The organism is Pseudomonas sp. HP_14, from assembly GCF_055283875.1.
The window spans coordinates 21,506-37,297 of sequence record NZ_JBTOQI010000046.1 but is presented as its reverse complement, the minus strand read 5'-3'; the positions used below and the strand labels follow the sequence as shown (position 1 = coordinate 37,297).

The 15,792-nt window shown below is 57.7% G+C and carries 14 protein-coding genes; 13 read left to right on the top strand and 1 reads right to left on the bottom strand.

All coding sequences use genetic code 11. The features are described 5' to 3' along the window. The first annotated feature begins 35 nt into the window (after positions 1 to 35). From ACYASS_RS25675 to ACYASS_RS25665, 3 genes are all read left to right on the top strand, one after another. Positions 36 to 1,061 carry an aminoglycoside phosphotransferase family protein gene (locus ACYASS_RS25675; RefSeq protein ID WP_463588169.1) on the top strand — a complete coding sequence of 342 codons (1,026 nt, stop codon included), beginning with the start codon at positions 36 to 38 and terminating at the stop codon, positions 1,059 to 1,061. 63 nt (positions 1,062 to 1,124) lie between these two features. Continuing rightward, a complete protein-coding gene (murU, locus tag ACYASS_RS25670; protein WP_463588168.1) occupies positions 1,125 to 1,796 on the top strand; it encodes an N-acetylmuramate alpha-1-phosphate uridylyltransferase MurU in 672 nt (223 codons plus the stop codon). Beyond that, entirely contained in the window at positions 1,797 to 2,561 is a 765-nt protein-coding gene (locus tag ACYASS_RS25665) for a TerB family tellurite resistance protein (protein WP_463588167.1), read from the top strand. A 143-nt stretch (positions 2,562 to 2,704) separates the two neighbouring features. On the opposite strand, the gene ACYASS_RS25660 is transcribed toward ACYASS_RS25665, so the two are convergent. After that, complete coding sequence (locus ACYASS_RS25660; protein WP_463588166.1) at positions 2,705 to 3,670, bottom strand: alpha/beta hydrolase family protein; 966 nt, start codon at positions 3,668 to 3,670, stop codon at positions 2,705 to 2,707. A 120-nt stretch (positions 3,671 to 3,790) separates the two neighbouring features. Between ACYASS_RS25660 and ACYASS_RS25655 the strand changes: the two genes are divergently transcribed. The 10 genes from ACYASS_RS25655 to trpE all read left to right on the top strand — a co-directional run bounded on the left by ACYASS_RS25655 (position 3,791) and on the right by trpE (position 15,680). Further along, entirely contained in the window at positions 3,791 to 5,800 is a 2,010-nt protein-coding gene (locus tag ACYASS_RS25655; protein WP_463588165.1) for a PAS domain-containing sensor histidine kinase, read from the top strand. Further along, a complete protein-coding gene (locus ACYASS_RS25650) occupies positions 5,797 to 6,426 on the top strand; it encodes a response regulator (RefSeq protein ID WP_463588164.1) in 630 nt (209 codons plus the stop codon). Before ACYASS_RS25655 ends, ACYASS_RS25650 begins: the two co-directional genes overlap by 4 nt. A 258-nt stretch (positions 6,427 to 6,684) precedes the next feature. Next, positions 6,685 to 7,809 carry an ABC transporter ATP-binding protein gene (locus ACYASS_RS25645; RefSeq protein ID WP_122666900.1) on the top strand — a complete coding sequence of 375 codons (1,125 nt, stop codon included), beginning with the start codon at positions 6,685 to 6,687 and terminating at the stop codon, positions 7,807 to 7,809. A gap of 84 nt (positions 7,810 to 7,893) precedes the next feature. Continuing rightward, positions 7,894 to 8,928, top strand: coding sequence for an ABC transporter substrate-binding protein (locus ACYASS_RS25640; protein WP_463588163.1), 1,035 nt, complete (start codon positions 7,894 to 7,896; stop codon positions 8,926 to 8,928). A gap of 80 nt (positions 8,929 to 9,008) precedes the next feature. After that, positions 9,009 to 10,256 (top strand): ABC transporter permease, encoded by a 1,248-nt coding sequence (locus ACYASS_RS25635; RefSeq protein ID WP_463588162.1) that lies wholly within the window; start codon positions 9,009 to 9,011, stop codon positions 10,254 to 10,256. An 11-nt stretch (positions 10,257 to 10,267) separates the two neighbouring features. Further along, on the top strand, positions 10,268 to 11,092 hold the full coding sequence (locus tag ACYASS_RS25630) for an ABC transporter permease (RefSeq protein WP_122666897.1): 825 nt from the start codon (positions 10,268 to 10,270) through the stop codon (positions 11,090 to 11,092). Positions 11,093 to 11,324: 232 nt separating this feature from the next. Then, the gene (locus tag ACYASS_RS25625; protein ID WP_463588161.1) at positions 11,325 to 12,473 is read left to right on the top strand and encodes an iron-containing alcohol dehydrogenase; all 1,149 of its coding nucleotides are present in this window, start codon (positions 11,325 to 11,327) and stop codon (positions 12,471 to 12,473) included. A gap of 167 nt (positions 12,474 to 12,640) precedes the next feature. After that, a complete protein-coding gene (rpe, locus tag ACYASS_RS25620; RefSeq protein ID WP_463588160.1) occupies positions 12,641 to 13,315 on the top strand; it encodes a ribulose-phosphate 3-epimerase in 675 nt (224 codons plus the stop codon). Further along, positions 13,312 to 14,130, top strand: coding sequence for a phosphoglycolate phosphatase (locus tag ACYASS_RS25615; protein WP_463588159.1), 819 nt, complete (start codon positions 13,312 to 13,314; stop codon positions 14,128 to 14,130). The genes rpe and ACYASS_RS25615 overlap by 4 nt, the downstream gene beginning before the upstream one ends. A gap of 74 nt (positions 14,131 to 14,204) precedes the next feature. Beyond that, positions 14,205 to 15,680 (top strand): anthranilate synthase component I, encoded by a 1,476-nt coding sequence (gene trpE, locus ACYASS_RS25610; RefSeq protein ID WP_463588158.1) that lies wholly within the window; start codon positions 14,205 to 14,207, stop codon positions 15,678 to 15,680. Positions 15,681 to 15,792 lie beyond the last annotated feature (112 nt).

The following is a 15,792-nucleotide window of genomic DNA, read 5'->3' as shown; positions in this document are numbered from 1 at the left end:
CCGCTTGACGGCTAGCGCCGTCGGAGACCCTTGCAATGCCAGATCAAGATGTACGCCTGCAACACCTGAAAACTTGGCTCGATGAGCAGCTTCCAGCGCTTTTCTCTGCGCAAGGTTGGGGCGCGATACCCCCGGCCACGTTGACTGCGGCCAGTAGTGATGCCAGTTTTCGACGTTATTTCCGTTGGGAGGGTGGTGAGCAAACTTTTATTGTGATGGACGCTCCACCTCCCCAGGAAAACTGCAAACCGTTCGTAGATATCGCTCATTTGTTAAGAAAGTCAGGGATTAATGTTCCTGAAATTTATGCTGAAGATCTTGCTCAGGGCTTTTTGCTGCTGAACGATCTGGGGCGAAAAACCTATCTCGACGTAATTGACGAACAGAACGCCGATGCATTGTTTGCCGATGCGATCGATGCGCTGCTGGCTTATCAGCAATTGCCAATGGATGCACCGTTGCCAAGCTACGATGTCGCTTTGCTGCGTCGCGAGCTGGAGCTGTTCCCCGAGTGGTATGTGCGCAAGCACTTGGGTATCGAGATGGATCACCAGCAACTGGCAAAATGGCAGCGGGCCAGTGATTTGTTGATCGAGAGTGCGCTGGCACAGCCGAAGGTGTTGGTACACCGCGACTTCATGCCTCGCAATTTGATGCAAAGCGAACCTAATCCTGGGGTGCTGGACTTTCAGGATGCAGTGTACGGACCGGTTACTTACGACGTGACGTGCTTGTTCAAGGACGCCTTCCTGAGTTGGCCTGAGCCGCGAGTGCATGGCTGGCTGAAAAACTATTGGGATAAGGCGCGTGATCTGGGTATCCCCGTGCAGGATGATTTCCACACATTTATGCGAGCCAGTGATCTGATGGGGGTGCAACGGCACTTGAAAGTCATCGGAATATTCGCCCGTATTTGCCACCGTGACGGCAAACCCCGTTACCTGGCCGATGTCCCACGCTTTTTCGCCTATATCGAGACGGTGTTGGCACGGCGTCCGGAGTTGGCTGAACTGGCCGATTTACTGAGCAGCTTGCAGCAACCGGCGGGCGGGTCGGTTTGAATCGCTTCCGGATATGAAGGTCATTACTAAAACAAGGTCATTGATTGTGTTGACGAGGCTGGCATGAAAGCGATGATTCTCGCAGCAGGAAAAGGCGAACGTATGCGCCCGTTGACCCTGCATACACCCAAGCCACTGGTTCGTGCAGGCGGCGTGCCGCTAATTGAGTACCATCTGCGTGCCTTGCATGACTCAGGGTTCCATGACGTGGTGATCAATCACGCCTGGCTCGGGCAACAGATCGAAGACTATCTGGGCGACGGTGAGCGTCTGGGGCTACGCATTACGTATTCTCCCGAGGGTGAACCTCTAGAGACTGGCGGCGGTATTTTTCGTGCTTTGCCGCTGCTGAGTGATCAACCTTTTGTCGTCGTCAATGGTGATATCTGGACCGATTACGACTTCAGAGCGCTGCGCGTACCTTTAGCCGGTCTGGCTCATCTCGTGCTGATCGACAACCCGGCGCATCACCCCGAAGGTGACTTTTCGTTGGTCGACGGGCAGGTTCGCGTCGACCACGATGCGGGCACCCGGCTCACCTACAGTGGTATCGCCATTCTGCATCCACGGTTATTCGCGGGCTGCCAGGACGGCGCTTTCAAGCTTGCGCCTTTATTGCGTGCGGCAATGGATCAGGGACAGGTAACAGGTGAGCATTTCGCGGGGCGCTGGGTTGATGTAGGGACCCACGAGCGCCTCGCGGCAGTTGAGCAATTGCTCGCGGCGGGTCGCTGAATGCTCTGGCCGACCACATTGCTGGGTGCCGGAGCTGGGTTTGCCATTGCCAGTATTCCCGGGGCCTTGCTGGGTGCGCTGTTGGGACAGGCATTGGATCGGCGTCTGGCGCTGCAAAGCTGGGCGCATCTGCGTGAGCGCATGGGTGGTCCCGTGGCGCTGCGTGAGGATGAGCTGTTGTTCGTATTGCTGGGGCGGCTTGCGAAAAAGGACGGGCGGGTTGTAGAGCAACATATCCAGCAGGCGCGAGCTGAAATGCAACGTATGGGCATGGGGGACTCTGCTCAGCGTCGGGCTATCGCAGCCTTCAATCGGGGCAAGGATGGGGGGGATAATCTTCGCGGTTACCTGCGTCGGCTCGCGTCCCAGCCCCATACGGCTGAGGGGTTGTTGCGTGCTTGCTGGCGCATGGCATGGGCCAACGGTAGCCCTTCACGTGGCGAGCGAGAGCTAATCGTCTGGTGGGGCAAGTGGCTCGGCTGGTCTGCAACCAGAGTCGCGTCTTTAGCCGCTGAGCATGAGGTTCCCCGAAAGCCGCTGGCTAACGACAGTAGCGATTATCAGGCAGCGTTGAAGTTACTGGGGGTGCAGACCGATACCGAACCGGCGCATGTGAAGCGAGCTTATCGCCGTCTGCTCAGTCGGCACCATCCGGACAAGGTGGCCGGTTCAGGCGCGAGCCAGTTGCAGGTGCGCGACGCAACGGACCGCACCCAGGATTTGCATAACGCCTATAAGGTGATCAAGGCGCGGCGCGGGTTTTGATCGAGACTGAAGTTCATCTCGTGGGCCGGCTTTAGCCGGGAAGAGGTCGGTACACCCAGCAAATCTCTATCGTCAGGCATGCAGCCTTCCCGGCTAAAGCGGAACGCCGCCCGGCCGGTCCCACGACGTTATCAGTCAGATGATCACTGGGCCTCAACCCACCCGCGAACTCTGCGGAACATCTGTTCCTGTTCGGCGGCGAAGTTACCCGGAATTGCGGTCAGGGGAATCTGGCTATAACCCGGTCCTTTTGTGCGCTTGCTGACTTGCAGGCGTTCAACCGCTGCTCGTTGGGTCGCGTCTTTATAGATAAAGTCAGAGGTTTTCACCTTGAGGCCCGGTATCAGTTCGGTGAGCAGCGGTTTTGCGTCTTGCGGTTCCCGCGCTGTGACCATGGCGAATTTTTGCACCAACGGTGCCGGGCGCTCGCTCAGGTACCGCGCGGCCCAATAGGCGCCGTTGCCGTGACCGAGCAGGACAATGCTGCGAGCCTTGTTCTGTTGTGCGAAGCTGATGCCGCTTTCGATTCGAGCAAAAATGCGTTCAGCCTGGGCCTTGGCTTGCTCTTCGGTTGCGGCAGCGCGCGCGGTTTCTGCTGCGGCCTGCTTTTCTGCTGCTGCGGTTTTATCGGCGTCGCTGGGAGCGGCATCTTTAGGCTTTTCAGCGTTACCTGCTTCGGCTGGCGCCTCTGCTTCTCTGGCCTGGCTGTAATCAGCGAGTTGGTCGGGCATGGTCAGGCTCAGGCTGGCCCACCCAATATCTGGAAACTTGCGACGCAGGGGGCCTACTGTGTCTGGCGAATCGGCTGATTCGTCGGCTCCCGGAATAATGATCACCGCGCCTTTAGGGTCGTCAGTGTTTGCAGGTTTCCAGAGTGCGAGAAAGTTGTCTTCGCCAGCCTGCAATTGCTGCTGATCAGCAACCGGCAAGCGCCCCTCCAGGGCCAGCGCGTCTTCCTGGGTGCGGGGTAGCAATGGTGCGCGTTCGACGGCGGGTTCGGTTGCCGGGTCTTTTGCAGGGGCAGGATCAGCCGCCAGAACAGGTAACGCGCAGGGTAGTATCAGCGCCAGACAGAGCGAAGGAAGCGTTGCGCGAAATGTGTAGGACATTGGATATTCCAGGCCAGAAACTATCCCGGCAGCCTAATGGGTTGGTAAAGATTTGTCAGGCTCATGCTTGAGCGGCGCATCAATTCAAGGGGCTACATCGAACACATGGGAACGGCCTTTATGATGGTTCTGCAGCGCACTGGAGTTATCGGCTGTCTGGCCTTGCTCTTGATGAGTTTCAATACTACGGCCCGCGCTGACTCGGAACCTGCCGTGTGGACACCGCTGTCGACCGAGCAGCGAGCGTGGCTTGCGCAGCGTGGGCCCTTGCGTGTTGGCCTGGTCATGCAAGCGCCTTATGCACAGCTGGATCGTCGTCAGCAGCAGCTTTCCGGTGCCAACGTTGACCTGATGAATTTACTTGCGAAGAGCCTGCAAACCGAATTGCTATGGCGCAACTTCCCTGATCAGGCCGCTCTCGAAGAGGCGCTGGCACAGGGTATGGTGGATATCGCCCCGGGCTTGACGCAAACCCCGGCAGGGTTGCGGCTCTGGCTGTTTTCCGACCCCTACATGCGGGTTTCGCAACTGGTGGTGGGTGAGCGCGATGGTTCTGGCGTCGTGGATCTCGAGAAACTCGACAGCCGCACGCGTGTGGTGATTCGCATGCCCAGCGTGACTGCCGACTACCTGCGCAGTACTTATCCACACATCAATTTGCAAGGCGTGCCACTGGATCGACAAGCGCTGCAATTGTTGCTCAGCCAGCAGGCACGCTATGCCGTGCTGGATGAGGCGCAGCTCAGCCGGTTGTCCCGGGAACCGGAGTTTGCCGGGCTGAGTATTGTCGGCGATATCGGTTATCCCCAACTGCTGCGTGTTGCCTCCCGACGGGATGTGCCGCAGTTGGCGGAAATTATCAGTGTTGCCCTGCACGCCATTCCCGCCAAGGAACTTGACCAGCTACATGCGCGCTGGTTGCCGCTTAACGCGGTCAAAGCCAGCGAGTCACCGGGCTTCTGGCAGAACATCTGCCTTTTGCTTCTGGTATTGCTACTGGCCAGTTTCGCCATCGTGATCTGGCAGCGGCGCCAGCAGCAGTCGCTGGAGCGCGATGTATTAGTGGCTCGCGAAGACCTGGCCCGGCGCGAGGCGGGCGAAGAAGCGTTGAGGTTGGCCCAGTTTTCCATTGATCAAAGCACGGTAGGCATTCTCTGGGTCAACTGGGACAGTCGGGTGCGCTACGCCAACCATGCGGCAGAAGCCATGCTGGGCTATGCGTCGGGCGGTGTGGTGGACCGGCCGTTGATTGATTTCGAGCCCACCCTGCACATGGATCGCTGGTTAGGCTTGTGGAAAAGTGCTCGCTCCCGCGAGGGCATCGCCCAGACATTCGAAACCAATTGCGTGCGCGCCGACGGCAGTATTCTGCCCGCCGACGTTTCTCTGAGTTTTCTACGCTTCGAGGCGTCCGAGTATCTGGTGGTGTTCCTCACCGACGTCACCGAGCGGCGTCGTTACCATGAGCAATTGCGCGAGCTGTCCGCACACCTCGAAAGCGTGCGTGAGGAGGAGAAGGCGCGTATCGCCCGCGAGGTTCATGACGAGCTGGGACAGATGTTGACGGTGCTGAAGCTGGAAACCTCCATGTGTGAGTTGGCCTATGCCGATCTTGATCCAGGCTTGCGCGATCGGCTCAACAGCATGAAACGCCTGATATCGCAGCTGTTCCAGTTGGTGCGCGATGTGGCCACCGCGCTTCGCCCGCCGATCCTCGATGCCGGTATCGCCTCCGCCATCGAATGGCAGGCGCAACGCTTTGAAGCGCGCACTCAGATACCGTGCCTGGTGGACGTGCCGGATAATCTGCCTGCGTTGAGCGATGCGCGGGCGATCGGCATGTTCCGCATACTTCAGGAGGCGTTGACCAATGTCATGCGTCACGCCCAGGCGCATACCGTTGAGGTGAGTCTTACTCTTGATGAGGGTGTGATGTGTCTGACCATTGCCGATGACGGCGTGGGCTTTGTCCAACCGCAGGGCAAGGTTGTTTCGTTTGGCCTGGTCGGTATGCGTGAACGGGTATTGATGCTCGGTGGCAGATTGGAACTGGACAGCGAGTCAGGTGAGGGCACAACCTTGCGGGCGTACATTCCGCTGTATCAAGTCGGGCAGGAGCAACAGAAGTGATTCGTGTACTGGTAGCCGAAGATCACACCATTGTGCGTGAGGGCATCAAGCAACTGATTGGCCTGGCCAAGGACTTGCTCGTGGTGGGTGAGGCCAGCAATGGCGAGCAGTTGCTGGAAACCCTGCGCCAGGTGGAGTGTGAGGTGGTGCTACTGGACATTTCGATGCCGGGCGTCAATGGTCTGGAGGCGATTCCCCGTATCCGTGCGTTGAGCAATCCACCCGCGATCCTCGTTCTGTCGATGCATGATGAAGCGCAGATGGCAGCGAGGGCATTAAAGGTCGGTGCTGCCGGGTATGCCACCAAAGACAGCGACCCGGCGTTGTTGTTGACCGCGATTCGGAGAGTGGCGTCTGGCGGTCGGTACATTGACCCGGACCTGGCAGACCGGATGGTTTTCGAAGTGGGGCTGACCGATAACCGCCCGTTGCATTCACAGCTGTCGGAGCGCGAGTTCTCGGTATTCGAGCGACTGGCGCAGGGGGCGAACGTTAACGATATTGCCCAGCAATTGAACCTGAGCAGCAAAACCATCAGCACGCATAAAGCGCGGCTGATGCAAAAGATGAATCTCCATTCTCTGGCTGATCTTGTGAAATATGCGATGGAGCATAAGTTGTTGTGATCTGAAAACGACATCTTTGTCGCCTGAAAAGTAGCCATCGCGAGCAAGCTCACTCCTACAGGAGGCCGCGATCCCTTGTAGGAGTGAGCTTGCTCGCGATAGCGTCATCCCAGACAACAAAAAAACTTAAGCTGCACATACCTATCCCCGCCATCTCTGTAGGGCAATCCCTACCCCAATCTCTCCTACCCCCCGATTTGCGCGGCCTGCGGCCTAAACTAGGCTTGCTCTCACGCAGACAAAACAAAGGTGTGGGTAATGAGCAACGTCGAATCAAGCGCTGGGGCTAATGATGTTCTGGTCAGCTTCCGTGGTGTGCAGAAGAGCTACGACGGCGAAGCCCTTATCGTCAAAGACCTTAACCTGGATATTCGCAAAGGCGAGTTCCTGACCTTGCTAGGCCCGTCCGGCTCCGGCAAGACCACCAGCCTGATGATGCTGGCCGGTTTCGAAACACCAACGGCCGGTGAAATCCTGTTGGCGGGTCGCGCCATCAACAACGTGCCGCCGCACAAGCGCGATATCGGCATGGTGTTCCAGAACTACGCGCTGTTCCCGCACATGACCGTCGCTGAGAACCTGGCTTTCCCGCTGACTGTGCGTGGCATGAGCAAGACCGATGTCACTGAAAAGGTCAAACGTGCACTGGACATGGTTCAGCTCGGCACGTTCGCTCATCGCTATCCGGCCCAACTGTCCGGCGGTCAGCAGCAGCGCGTGGCATTGGCTCGCGCACTGGTCTTCGAACCGCAACTGGTGCTGATGGATGAACCGCTGGGCGCGCTGGACAAGCAACTGCGTGAGCACATGCAGATGGAAATCAAGCATTTGCACCAGCGTCTGGGCGTGACCGTGGTCTACGTGACTCACGACCAAGGCGAAGCGCTGACCATGTCCGACCGCGTGGCCGTTTTTCACCAAGGCGAAATCCAGCAAATCGCACCACCGCGCAATCTTTATGAAGAGCCGAAAAATACTTTCGTTGCCAACTTCATCGGCGAAAACAATCGCCTCAACGGCAAGCTTTTCAGCCACAACGGCGAGCGTTGTGTGGTTGAGCTGGAACGTGGCGAAAAAGTCGAGGCGCTGGCCGTCAATGTCGGCCAGGTCGGCGACGCCGTGACATTGTCGATTCGCCCGGAACGCATCAGTTTGAATGGCAACAGCGAGAGCTGCGTGAACCGTTTCTCCGGTCGCGTCGCAGAATTTGTGTATTTGGGCGACCACGTTCGTGTGCGCCTAGAGGTGGCAGGCAAAACCGACTTCTTCGTCAAACAACCCATCGCCGAGCTGGATCCGGCGTTGAGTGTTGGCGATGTTGTGCCAATTGGATGGCAAATCGAGCACGTTCGCGCACTCGATCCCTTGCAGCACGTGCATTGATCTATCAATAAAAAGGCATCAGCCAGAGGCGAATTCATCGCCCACAACGCATATACCAACACTGCTCGTGGAGAAAACAACCAAATGCTCAAATCTTTGAAACTCACCGCAATTACGCTGGGCATGATGTGCGCTGCGCAAGCCATGGCCGCCACTGACCTGACCGTGATTTCGTTTGGTGGTGCCAACAAGGCAGCCCAGGAAAAAGCCTTCTACGCCCCGTGGGAAAAGGCGGGCAACGGTAAGATCATCGCTGGCGAGTACAACGGCGAAATGGCCAAAGTCAAAGCCATGGTCGACACCAAAAGCGTTAACTGGGACCTCGTAGAAGTTGAATCGCCTGAGCTGGCCCGCGGCTGCGACGAAGACATGTTCGAAGAGCTCGATCCGGCCTTGTTTGGCGACAAGTCCAAGTACGTGCCGGGCGCCATTTCTCATTGCGGTGCAGGCTTCTTCGTCTGGTCTACCGTGCTGGCTTACAACGCCGACAAACTGGCTTCGGCTCCAACCGGCTGGGCTGATTTCTGGAACACCGAAAAATTCCCGGGCAAGCGTGGCCTGCGTAAAGGCGCCAAGTACACCCTGGAATTCGCATTGATGGCTGATGGTGTTGCGCCAAAAGACGTCTACAAAGTCTTGGCCAGCAAAGACGGTCAGGACCGCGCCTTCAAGATGCTCGACAAACTCAAGCCGAGCATTCAGTGGTGGGAAGCGGGCGCACAGCCGCCGCAGTTCCTGCAATCGGGTGACGTGGTCATGAGCTCTGCCTACAACGGTCGCATCGCCGCGGTCGCCAAAGAAAGCAAACTCAAAGTGGTATGGACCGGCGGCGTTTACGACTTCGACGCATGGGCCATTCCAAAGGGTTCAAAAAATGCCGAGGCGGCGAAGAAGTTCATCGCTTACAGCCTTCAGCCTGAGCAGCAGAAGACCTTCTCGGAAAACATCGCTTACGGTCCGGCAAACACCGACGCCGTCAAACTGTTGAGCGCTGAAACCCTGCAGAACATGCCGACTACCCCTGAGAACATCAAGGATCAGGTGCAGATCGACGTGGCGTTCTGGAATGACAACGGTGAGCAGCTGGAGCAGCGCTTTAACTCTTGGGCTGCCAAGTAAGCGCATCTGGTTGAGTTAGATCCGGGCGCGTTCCCTAGAGTAGGGAATGCGCCCTTCGTTCAAAGATTTCGGAGTTCGCTATGGCCATCGCCGTGCCCCTGACTGAAGGCGCCAGCCCTACCTTGAAGCAACGTCTGGCTCGTGCCGAGCGGGTTAACCGCTGGAAGGCCCAGGCATTGATCGCGCCGTTGGTGATCTTCCTGTTGCTGGTATTTCTGGTACCGATTGTGGCGTTGCTCTACAAGAGCGTCGGCAACCCGGAAGTGGTTAATGCTCTACCGACTACCGTGATCGAAGTTGCCAAATGGGACGGTAAGGGCTTGCCCTCGGAGCCTGTTTACAAGGCGCTGAGTATGGACCTGGCGGAAACCCGCAAAAATTCAACCCTTGGTGATCTGTCCAAGCGTCTGAACATGGAGCTGGCCGGTTATCGCAGCCTCCTGACGAGCACCGCACGTGCGCTGCCGTTCAAAGAAGAACCAGCCTCTTATAAAGATGCACTCGAAGGACTGGATGAGCGGTGGGGAGATCCGGCCTATTGGCAGGTGATCCGTCGCAATACCAGCAACGTCACCCCCTATTATTTGCTGGCCGCAGTTGACCACCGGATCGATGATCTTGGTGAAGTCGCACCTGCGACCCCTGATCAAGCGATCTACCTGGATATTTTTGCGCGCACCTTCTGGATGGGGTTTGTGATTACCCTGATCTGTCTGGTCCTGGCTTATCCGCTCGCCTATCTGTTGGCCAATCTTCCAGCGCGACAAAGCAACCTGCTGATGATTCTCGTGTTGCTGCCGTTCTGGACGTCCATTCTGGTTCGGGTCGCGGCGTGGATTGTGTTGTTGCAATCCAGCGGGCTAATCAATGGCGCGTTAATGGCCATGGGCATCATCGATAAGCCGCTGGAGCTGGTATTCAATCGGGTGGGCGTTTACATCTCGATGGTGCACATCATGCTGCCGTTCATGATTTTGCCGATTTACAGCGTCATGAAAGGCATCTCGCCGACTTATATGCGAGCGGCGATTTCACTGGGCTGCAATCCGTTTGCCAGTTTCTGGCGGGTGTACTTCCCGCAGACTTATGCCGGGATCGGCGCGGGTTGTCTGTTGGTGTTCATTCTGGCGATTGGTTACTACATCACCCCGGCATTGCTGGGCAGCCCGAACGACCAGATGGTCAGCTACTTTGTCGCTTTCTACACCAATACCAGCATCAACTGGGGCATGGCCACGGCATTGGGCGGTTTGCTGCTGTTGGCGACCATCGTGCTTTATCTGATCTATAGCTGGCTGGTCGGCGCCAGCCGCCTGCGTTTGAGCTGAGGAGCATTGCCATGTTGAGTTCTTATTCCTCGCCGCTGGAACGCGTTTGGTATTACGCGCTGCGTATCCTGTGCGGCCTGATTCTGTTGTTTCTGGTGCTTCCGGTGTTGGTGATCATCCCGTTGTCGTTCAACTCCGGCAGCTTTCTGGTTTACCCGTTGCAAGGTTTCTCGCTGCACTGGTATCAGGACTTTTTCAACTCCAATGAGTGGATGCGCGCGCTGAAGAACAGTCTGCTCATCGCTCCCGCTGCGACAGTGCTGGCCATGGTTTTCGGCACGCTGGCGGCGATTGGCCTGACCCGCGGCAACTTCCCCGGCAAGGCGCTGGTCATGGCCTTGGTGATTTCGCCGATGGTGGTGCCGGTGGTGATCATTGGCGTGGCGAGCTATCTGTTCTTTGCCCCGCTGGGACTGGGAAACAGCTTCCTGTCGTTGATTCTTGTTCACGCGGTGCTGGGTGTGCCGTTCGTGATTATTACTGTGTCGGCGACGTTGCAAGGCTTCAACTACAACCTGGTCAGGGCTGCTGCCAGCCTGGGGGCGTCGCCGCTGACCGCATTTCGTCGGGTGACGTTGCCGCTGATTGCGCCGGGGGTGATTTCCGGCGCGCTGTTCGCTTTCGCCACTTCTTTCGATGAAGTGGTCGTGACGCTGTTCCTTGCCGGGCCGGAGCAGGCAACTCTGCCAAGGCAGATGTTCAGTGGCATCCGGGAAAACCTCAGCCCGACCATCGCCGCTGCCGCGACCCTGCTGATTGGCTTCTCGGTGGTATTGCTACTGGTGCTGGAGTGGCTGCGTGGCCGCAGCGAGAAGCTGCGTACTGCGGTGGAATAAACACACTCCCCTCTGTAGGAGTGAGCTTGCTCGCGATAGCGTCAGCGCAGGCGACATATACATCGACTGACAGACCGAATCGCGAGCAAGCTCGCTCCTACAGAGGGCGTGTTCACTTCGCGACAGCGTGGTGTCAGAAACACCGGGGCCACTCCTGCAGGGCCATCATCACCATTTGATCTATCCTTCTGCTCGTCCTCCCTCGCCAAAACAATTCCAAAGGGCCGAGCTGATGAGTATTGCTGCATTCAAAATCGCCAATAAGCTGGTCACCGGCGCCGCTGCCATTGAGCAATTGGCAGCCGAACTGAGCCGACTGAATATCAACAAACCTCTGATTGTCACCGATGTGATTCTGGTCAAGAGCGGCACGGTCGACCTTGTGCTGGCGCAATTGGGCGGGCGGGCGTATGGGACCTTCGATCAGGTCAAACCCGAACCGGAAATCTCCATCGTCGAAGACTGCACCGCAGCTTATCGCCGAGGTGCTCATGACGGTTTAATTGGTCTGGGCGGCGGCAGCGCGATTGATATCGCCAAGGGCGTGGCTGCGTTTGTTGGCCATGACGGGCCGCTTGCGGACCTGTTTGGTGTGGATCAGGTCAAGCGTAAAGGTCCGCCGCTTATCGCGATCCCGACTACGGCGGGCACTGGATCCGAAGTCACCAACGTCGCGATCTTCTCCGATAAACAAGCACAACTGAAAAAGGGCATTGTCAGCGATTACTTGCTGCCGGACGTCGCACTGGTCAGCCCGGTCATGACGCTGACTTGCCCCCGTAGCGTTACCGCCGCCAGTGGTGTGGACGCATTGGTGCATGCCATCGAGTCCTATCTGTCAGTCAATCGCTCGTTGATCACCGACTCGCTGGCGCTTGGGGCTATCAAGCTGATCGTCAAGGCGTTGCCCAAGGCTTACGCCAACCCTGCTGATCTGCTCGCTCGTGAACATATGGCGACTGCCAGCCTGATGGCCGGGATGGCGTTTGGTAATGCCGGAGTGGGCGCGGTGCATGCGTTGGCTTATCCGCTGGGAGGGCGCTTCAATATTGCCCATGGCGTCAGTAATGCGTTGTTGCTGCCGTATGTGATGGCCTGGAACAAAATGGCGTGTGTCGAGCGTTTTCGCGACATCGCCGAGGCCATGGGGTTGAAGGTTGCGCATCTCAGCGATGAGGACGCAGCCAACCATGCAGTGCAAGCCATGGCGGAGTTATGCGAAGCGGTAGACATCCCCAAAGGCATGCGCAGCTTCGGCGTGCCCGAAGACGCGATCCCGGCGATGGCGGAGGAGGCCAGCAAGATCGACCGCCTCATGCGCAACAACCCGCGCAAGCTGACGGCCGCAGATATCGAAAAAATCTACCGCGCGGCATATTGAGGTCCTCTGAGCTGATGCACTTCTGTAGGAGCTGCCGAATGCTGCGAATAGCGGTGCATCAGGCACACCGGCTTCGCAGCCTTCGGCAGCTCCTACAGGGTTGGAGTTTTCCAGAAAGTCTTGGAGTACAATGCGCGCCACCGTGATTCTGCTCAAAAAGGTGCGTCATGCAGCCCTTCCTTATTGCTCCATCGATTCTTTCCGCCGATTTCGCCCGCCTGGGCCAGGAAGTCGACTCTGTGCTGGCCGCTGGCGCCGACATTGTTCACTTCGATGTGATGGACAACCACTACGTGCCGAACCTGACTATCGGTCCGATGGTGTGCGCGGCGTTGCGTAAATACGGCGTGACAGCACCGATTGATGTGCACTTGATGGTCAGCCCGGTGGATCGCATCATCGGCGACTTCATCGACGCCGGTGCCAGCTACATCACTTTCCATCCGGAAGCGACGCAGCACATTGATCGTTCGCTGCAATTGATCAAGGAAGGCGGTTGCAAGGCGGGCCTGGTGTTCAACCCGGCGACTCCGCTGAACCTGCTGGAGTACGTGATGGACAAGGTCGACATGATCCTGCTCATGAGCGTCAACCCTGGCTTTGGCGGTCAGAAATTCATTCCGGGTACGCTGAACAAACTGCGTGAAGCGCGTGCCTTGATTGATGCCTCGGGCCTGGACATCCGTCTGGAAATCGACGGCGGCGTGAACGTCAACAACATCCGCGAGATCGCGGCCGCCGGTGCAGACACTTTTGTCGCCGGTTCCGCCATCTTCAATACCCCGGACTACAAGCAAGTCATCGACAAGATGCGCGCAGAACTGGCGTTGTCTCGCGCATGAGCGGCTTCGAGCAACTGTTTCCAGGGCGACTGCCCAAACTGATCATGTTTGATCTGGACGGCACACTGGTGGACTCGGTACCCGATCTGGCCGTTGCTGTGGACAAAATGCTGCTCGAACTGGGCCGTCCCTCGGCCGGATTGGCGCAGGTCCGGAACTGGATTGGCAACGGTGCGCCCGTTCTGGTGCGCCGTGCTCTGGCCAATGATCTGGACCACAGCGGTGTTGATGATGCTGAGGCCGAGCAGGCGCTGGAGATCTTCATGAAGTTCTATGCCGAAAAGCATGAGTTCACGGCGGTCTACCCCGGTGTTCGCGAAACCCTGAAATGGTTGCAGAAGATGGGCGTCGAGATGGCGCTGATCACTAACAAGCCGGAGCGCTTTGTTGCGCCTCTGCTGGATGAGATGAAGCTGGGCCGCTTTTTCCGTCTGATCATTGGTGGCGACACCATGCCAACGAAGAAGCCTGATCCTGCGGCGCTGTTTTTTGTCATGAAGATGACCAATATTCCAGCCTCGCAGTCACTGTTCGTCGGCGATTCACGCAGTGATGTACAGGCCGCCAAGGCTGCGGGCGTGTCCTGCGTCGCCATGAGCTACGGCTACAACCATGGTCGACCGATTGAAGAAGAGTCCCCGGCGCTGGTCATTGATGACCTGCGACGTCTTATTCCCGGTTGCCTGGATCTGGACGCTGGGATACTGTTGCCGGAAATCAAAGATCCCTCCTTTAGAGATTCCATCGTGGTGGTCACTCGCAAACTCTGGATGAAAGTCATCAAGGCCTTGGCCCGCTGGCGTTGGCGCGCCTGACTTGAATTCGGCCGGATACGTTTACCGGCACTGTTTGCTTACCTGACTGCTAACCCTCACCCACGAGGCTGATGATGAATCGCGAAGAATTCCTGCGTTTGGCTGCTGCTGGCTATAACCGCATCCCGCTTGCCTACGAAACCCTGGCCGACTTCGACACGCCGCTGTCGATCTACCTCAAGCTTGCCGACCAACCGAACTCCTATCTGCTGGAGTCGGTGCAGGGCGGCGAGAAATGGGGCCGTTACTCGATCATTGGTTTGCCGTGCCGCACGGTCTTGCGCGTTCACGATCACGATGTTCGGGTCACTCACGACGGCGTCGAGATCGAGCAGCTTGAGACCGAAGACCCGCTGGCGTTCGTTGAAACCTTCAAGGCTCGCTACAACGTGCCGACCATTCCTGGCCTGCCACGTTTCAACGGCGGGCTGGTGGGTTACTTCGGTTATGACTGTGTTCGCTATGTCGAGAAACGTCTCGGCAAATGCCCGAATCCTGATCCGCTGGGCGTGCCAGATATCCTGCTGATGGTTTCGGATGCCGTCGTCGTGTTCGATAACTTGGCGGGCAAGATGCACGCTATCGTGTTGGTCGACCCGGCCCAGCAGAACGCATACGAAAACGGCCTGGCCCGTCTCGACGAATTGATGGAACAACTGCGTCAGCCCATCACTCCGCGTCGTGGCCTGGACCTGACCCGGCCGCAAGCGGCTGATCCGGTATTCCGCTCAAGTTTTACCCAGGATGACTACGAGCGGGCAGTCGATACCATCAAGGAATACATCCTGGCGGGCGACGTGATGCAGGTGGTTCCGTCGCAGCGTATGTCCATCGACTTCAAGGCTGCACCGATTGATCTGTATCGGGCACTGCGCTGCTTCAACCCGACGCCTTACATGTACTTCTTCAACTTTGGCGACTTCCATGTGGTCGGCAGTTCTCCGGAAGTGCTGGTGCGTGTTGAAGACAACCTGATCACCGTTCGCCCGATTGCCGGCACCCGCCCTCGCGGTGCGAACGAAGAAGCTGATCTGGCGCTGGAAGAAGACCTGCTTTCCGATGACAAGGAGATCGCCGAGCACTTGATGCTGATCGATCTGGGGCGCAACGACACCGGTCGTGTTTCGGAAATCGGTTCTGTCCGGCTCACGGAAAAAATGGTCATCGAACGTTACTCGAACGTGATGCACATCGTGTCCAACGTCACTGGCCAACTGAAGAGCGGGCTGACCGCGATGGATGCCCTGCGGGCGATTCTGCCAGCAGGTACTTTGTCCGGTGCACCAAAGATCCGCGCCATGGAAATCATCGACGAGCTTGAGCCCGTGAAGCGTGGCGTCTACGGCGGCGCGGTGGGTTATCTGGCCTGGAACGGCAACATGGACACCGCGATTGCGATTCGTACCGCTGTGATCAAGAACGGCGAACTGCACGTCCAGGCCGGTGGCGGCATCGTGGCTGACTCGGTGCCAGCGCTGGAATGGGAAGAAACCCTGAACAAACGCCGCGCCATGTTCCGCGCTGTGGCGCTGGCTGAGCAGGAGCAGTGAGGCACTGCTCCCACAGGTCAGCTTTTCAGGAACCCCGGCGCACTGGAGATTTCATCCCTTGCGTTACGATCAGACATTAACGAATAATGCGAGTCATTATCATTAACTGCTC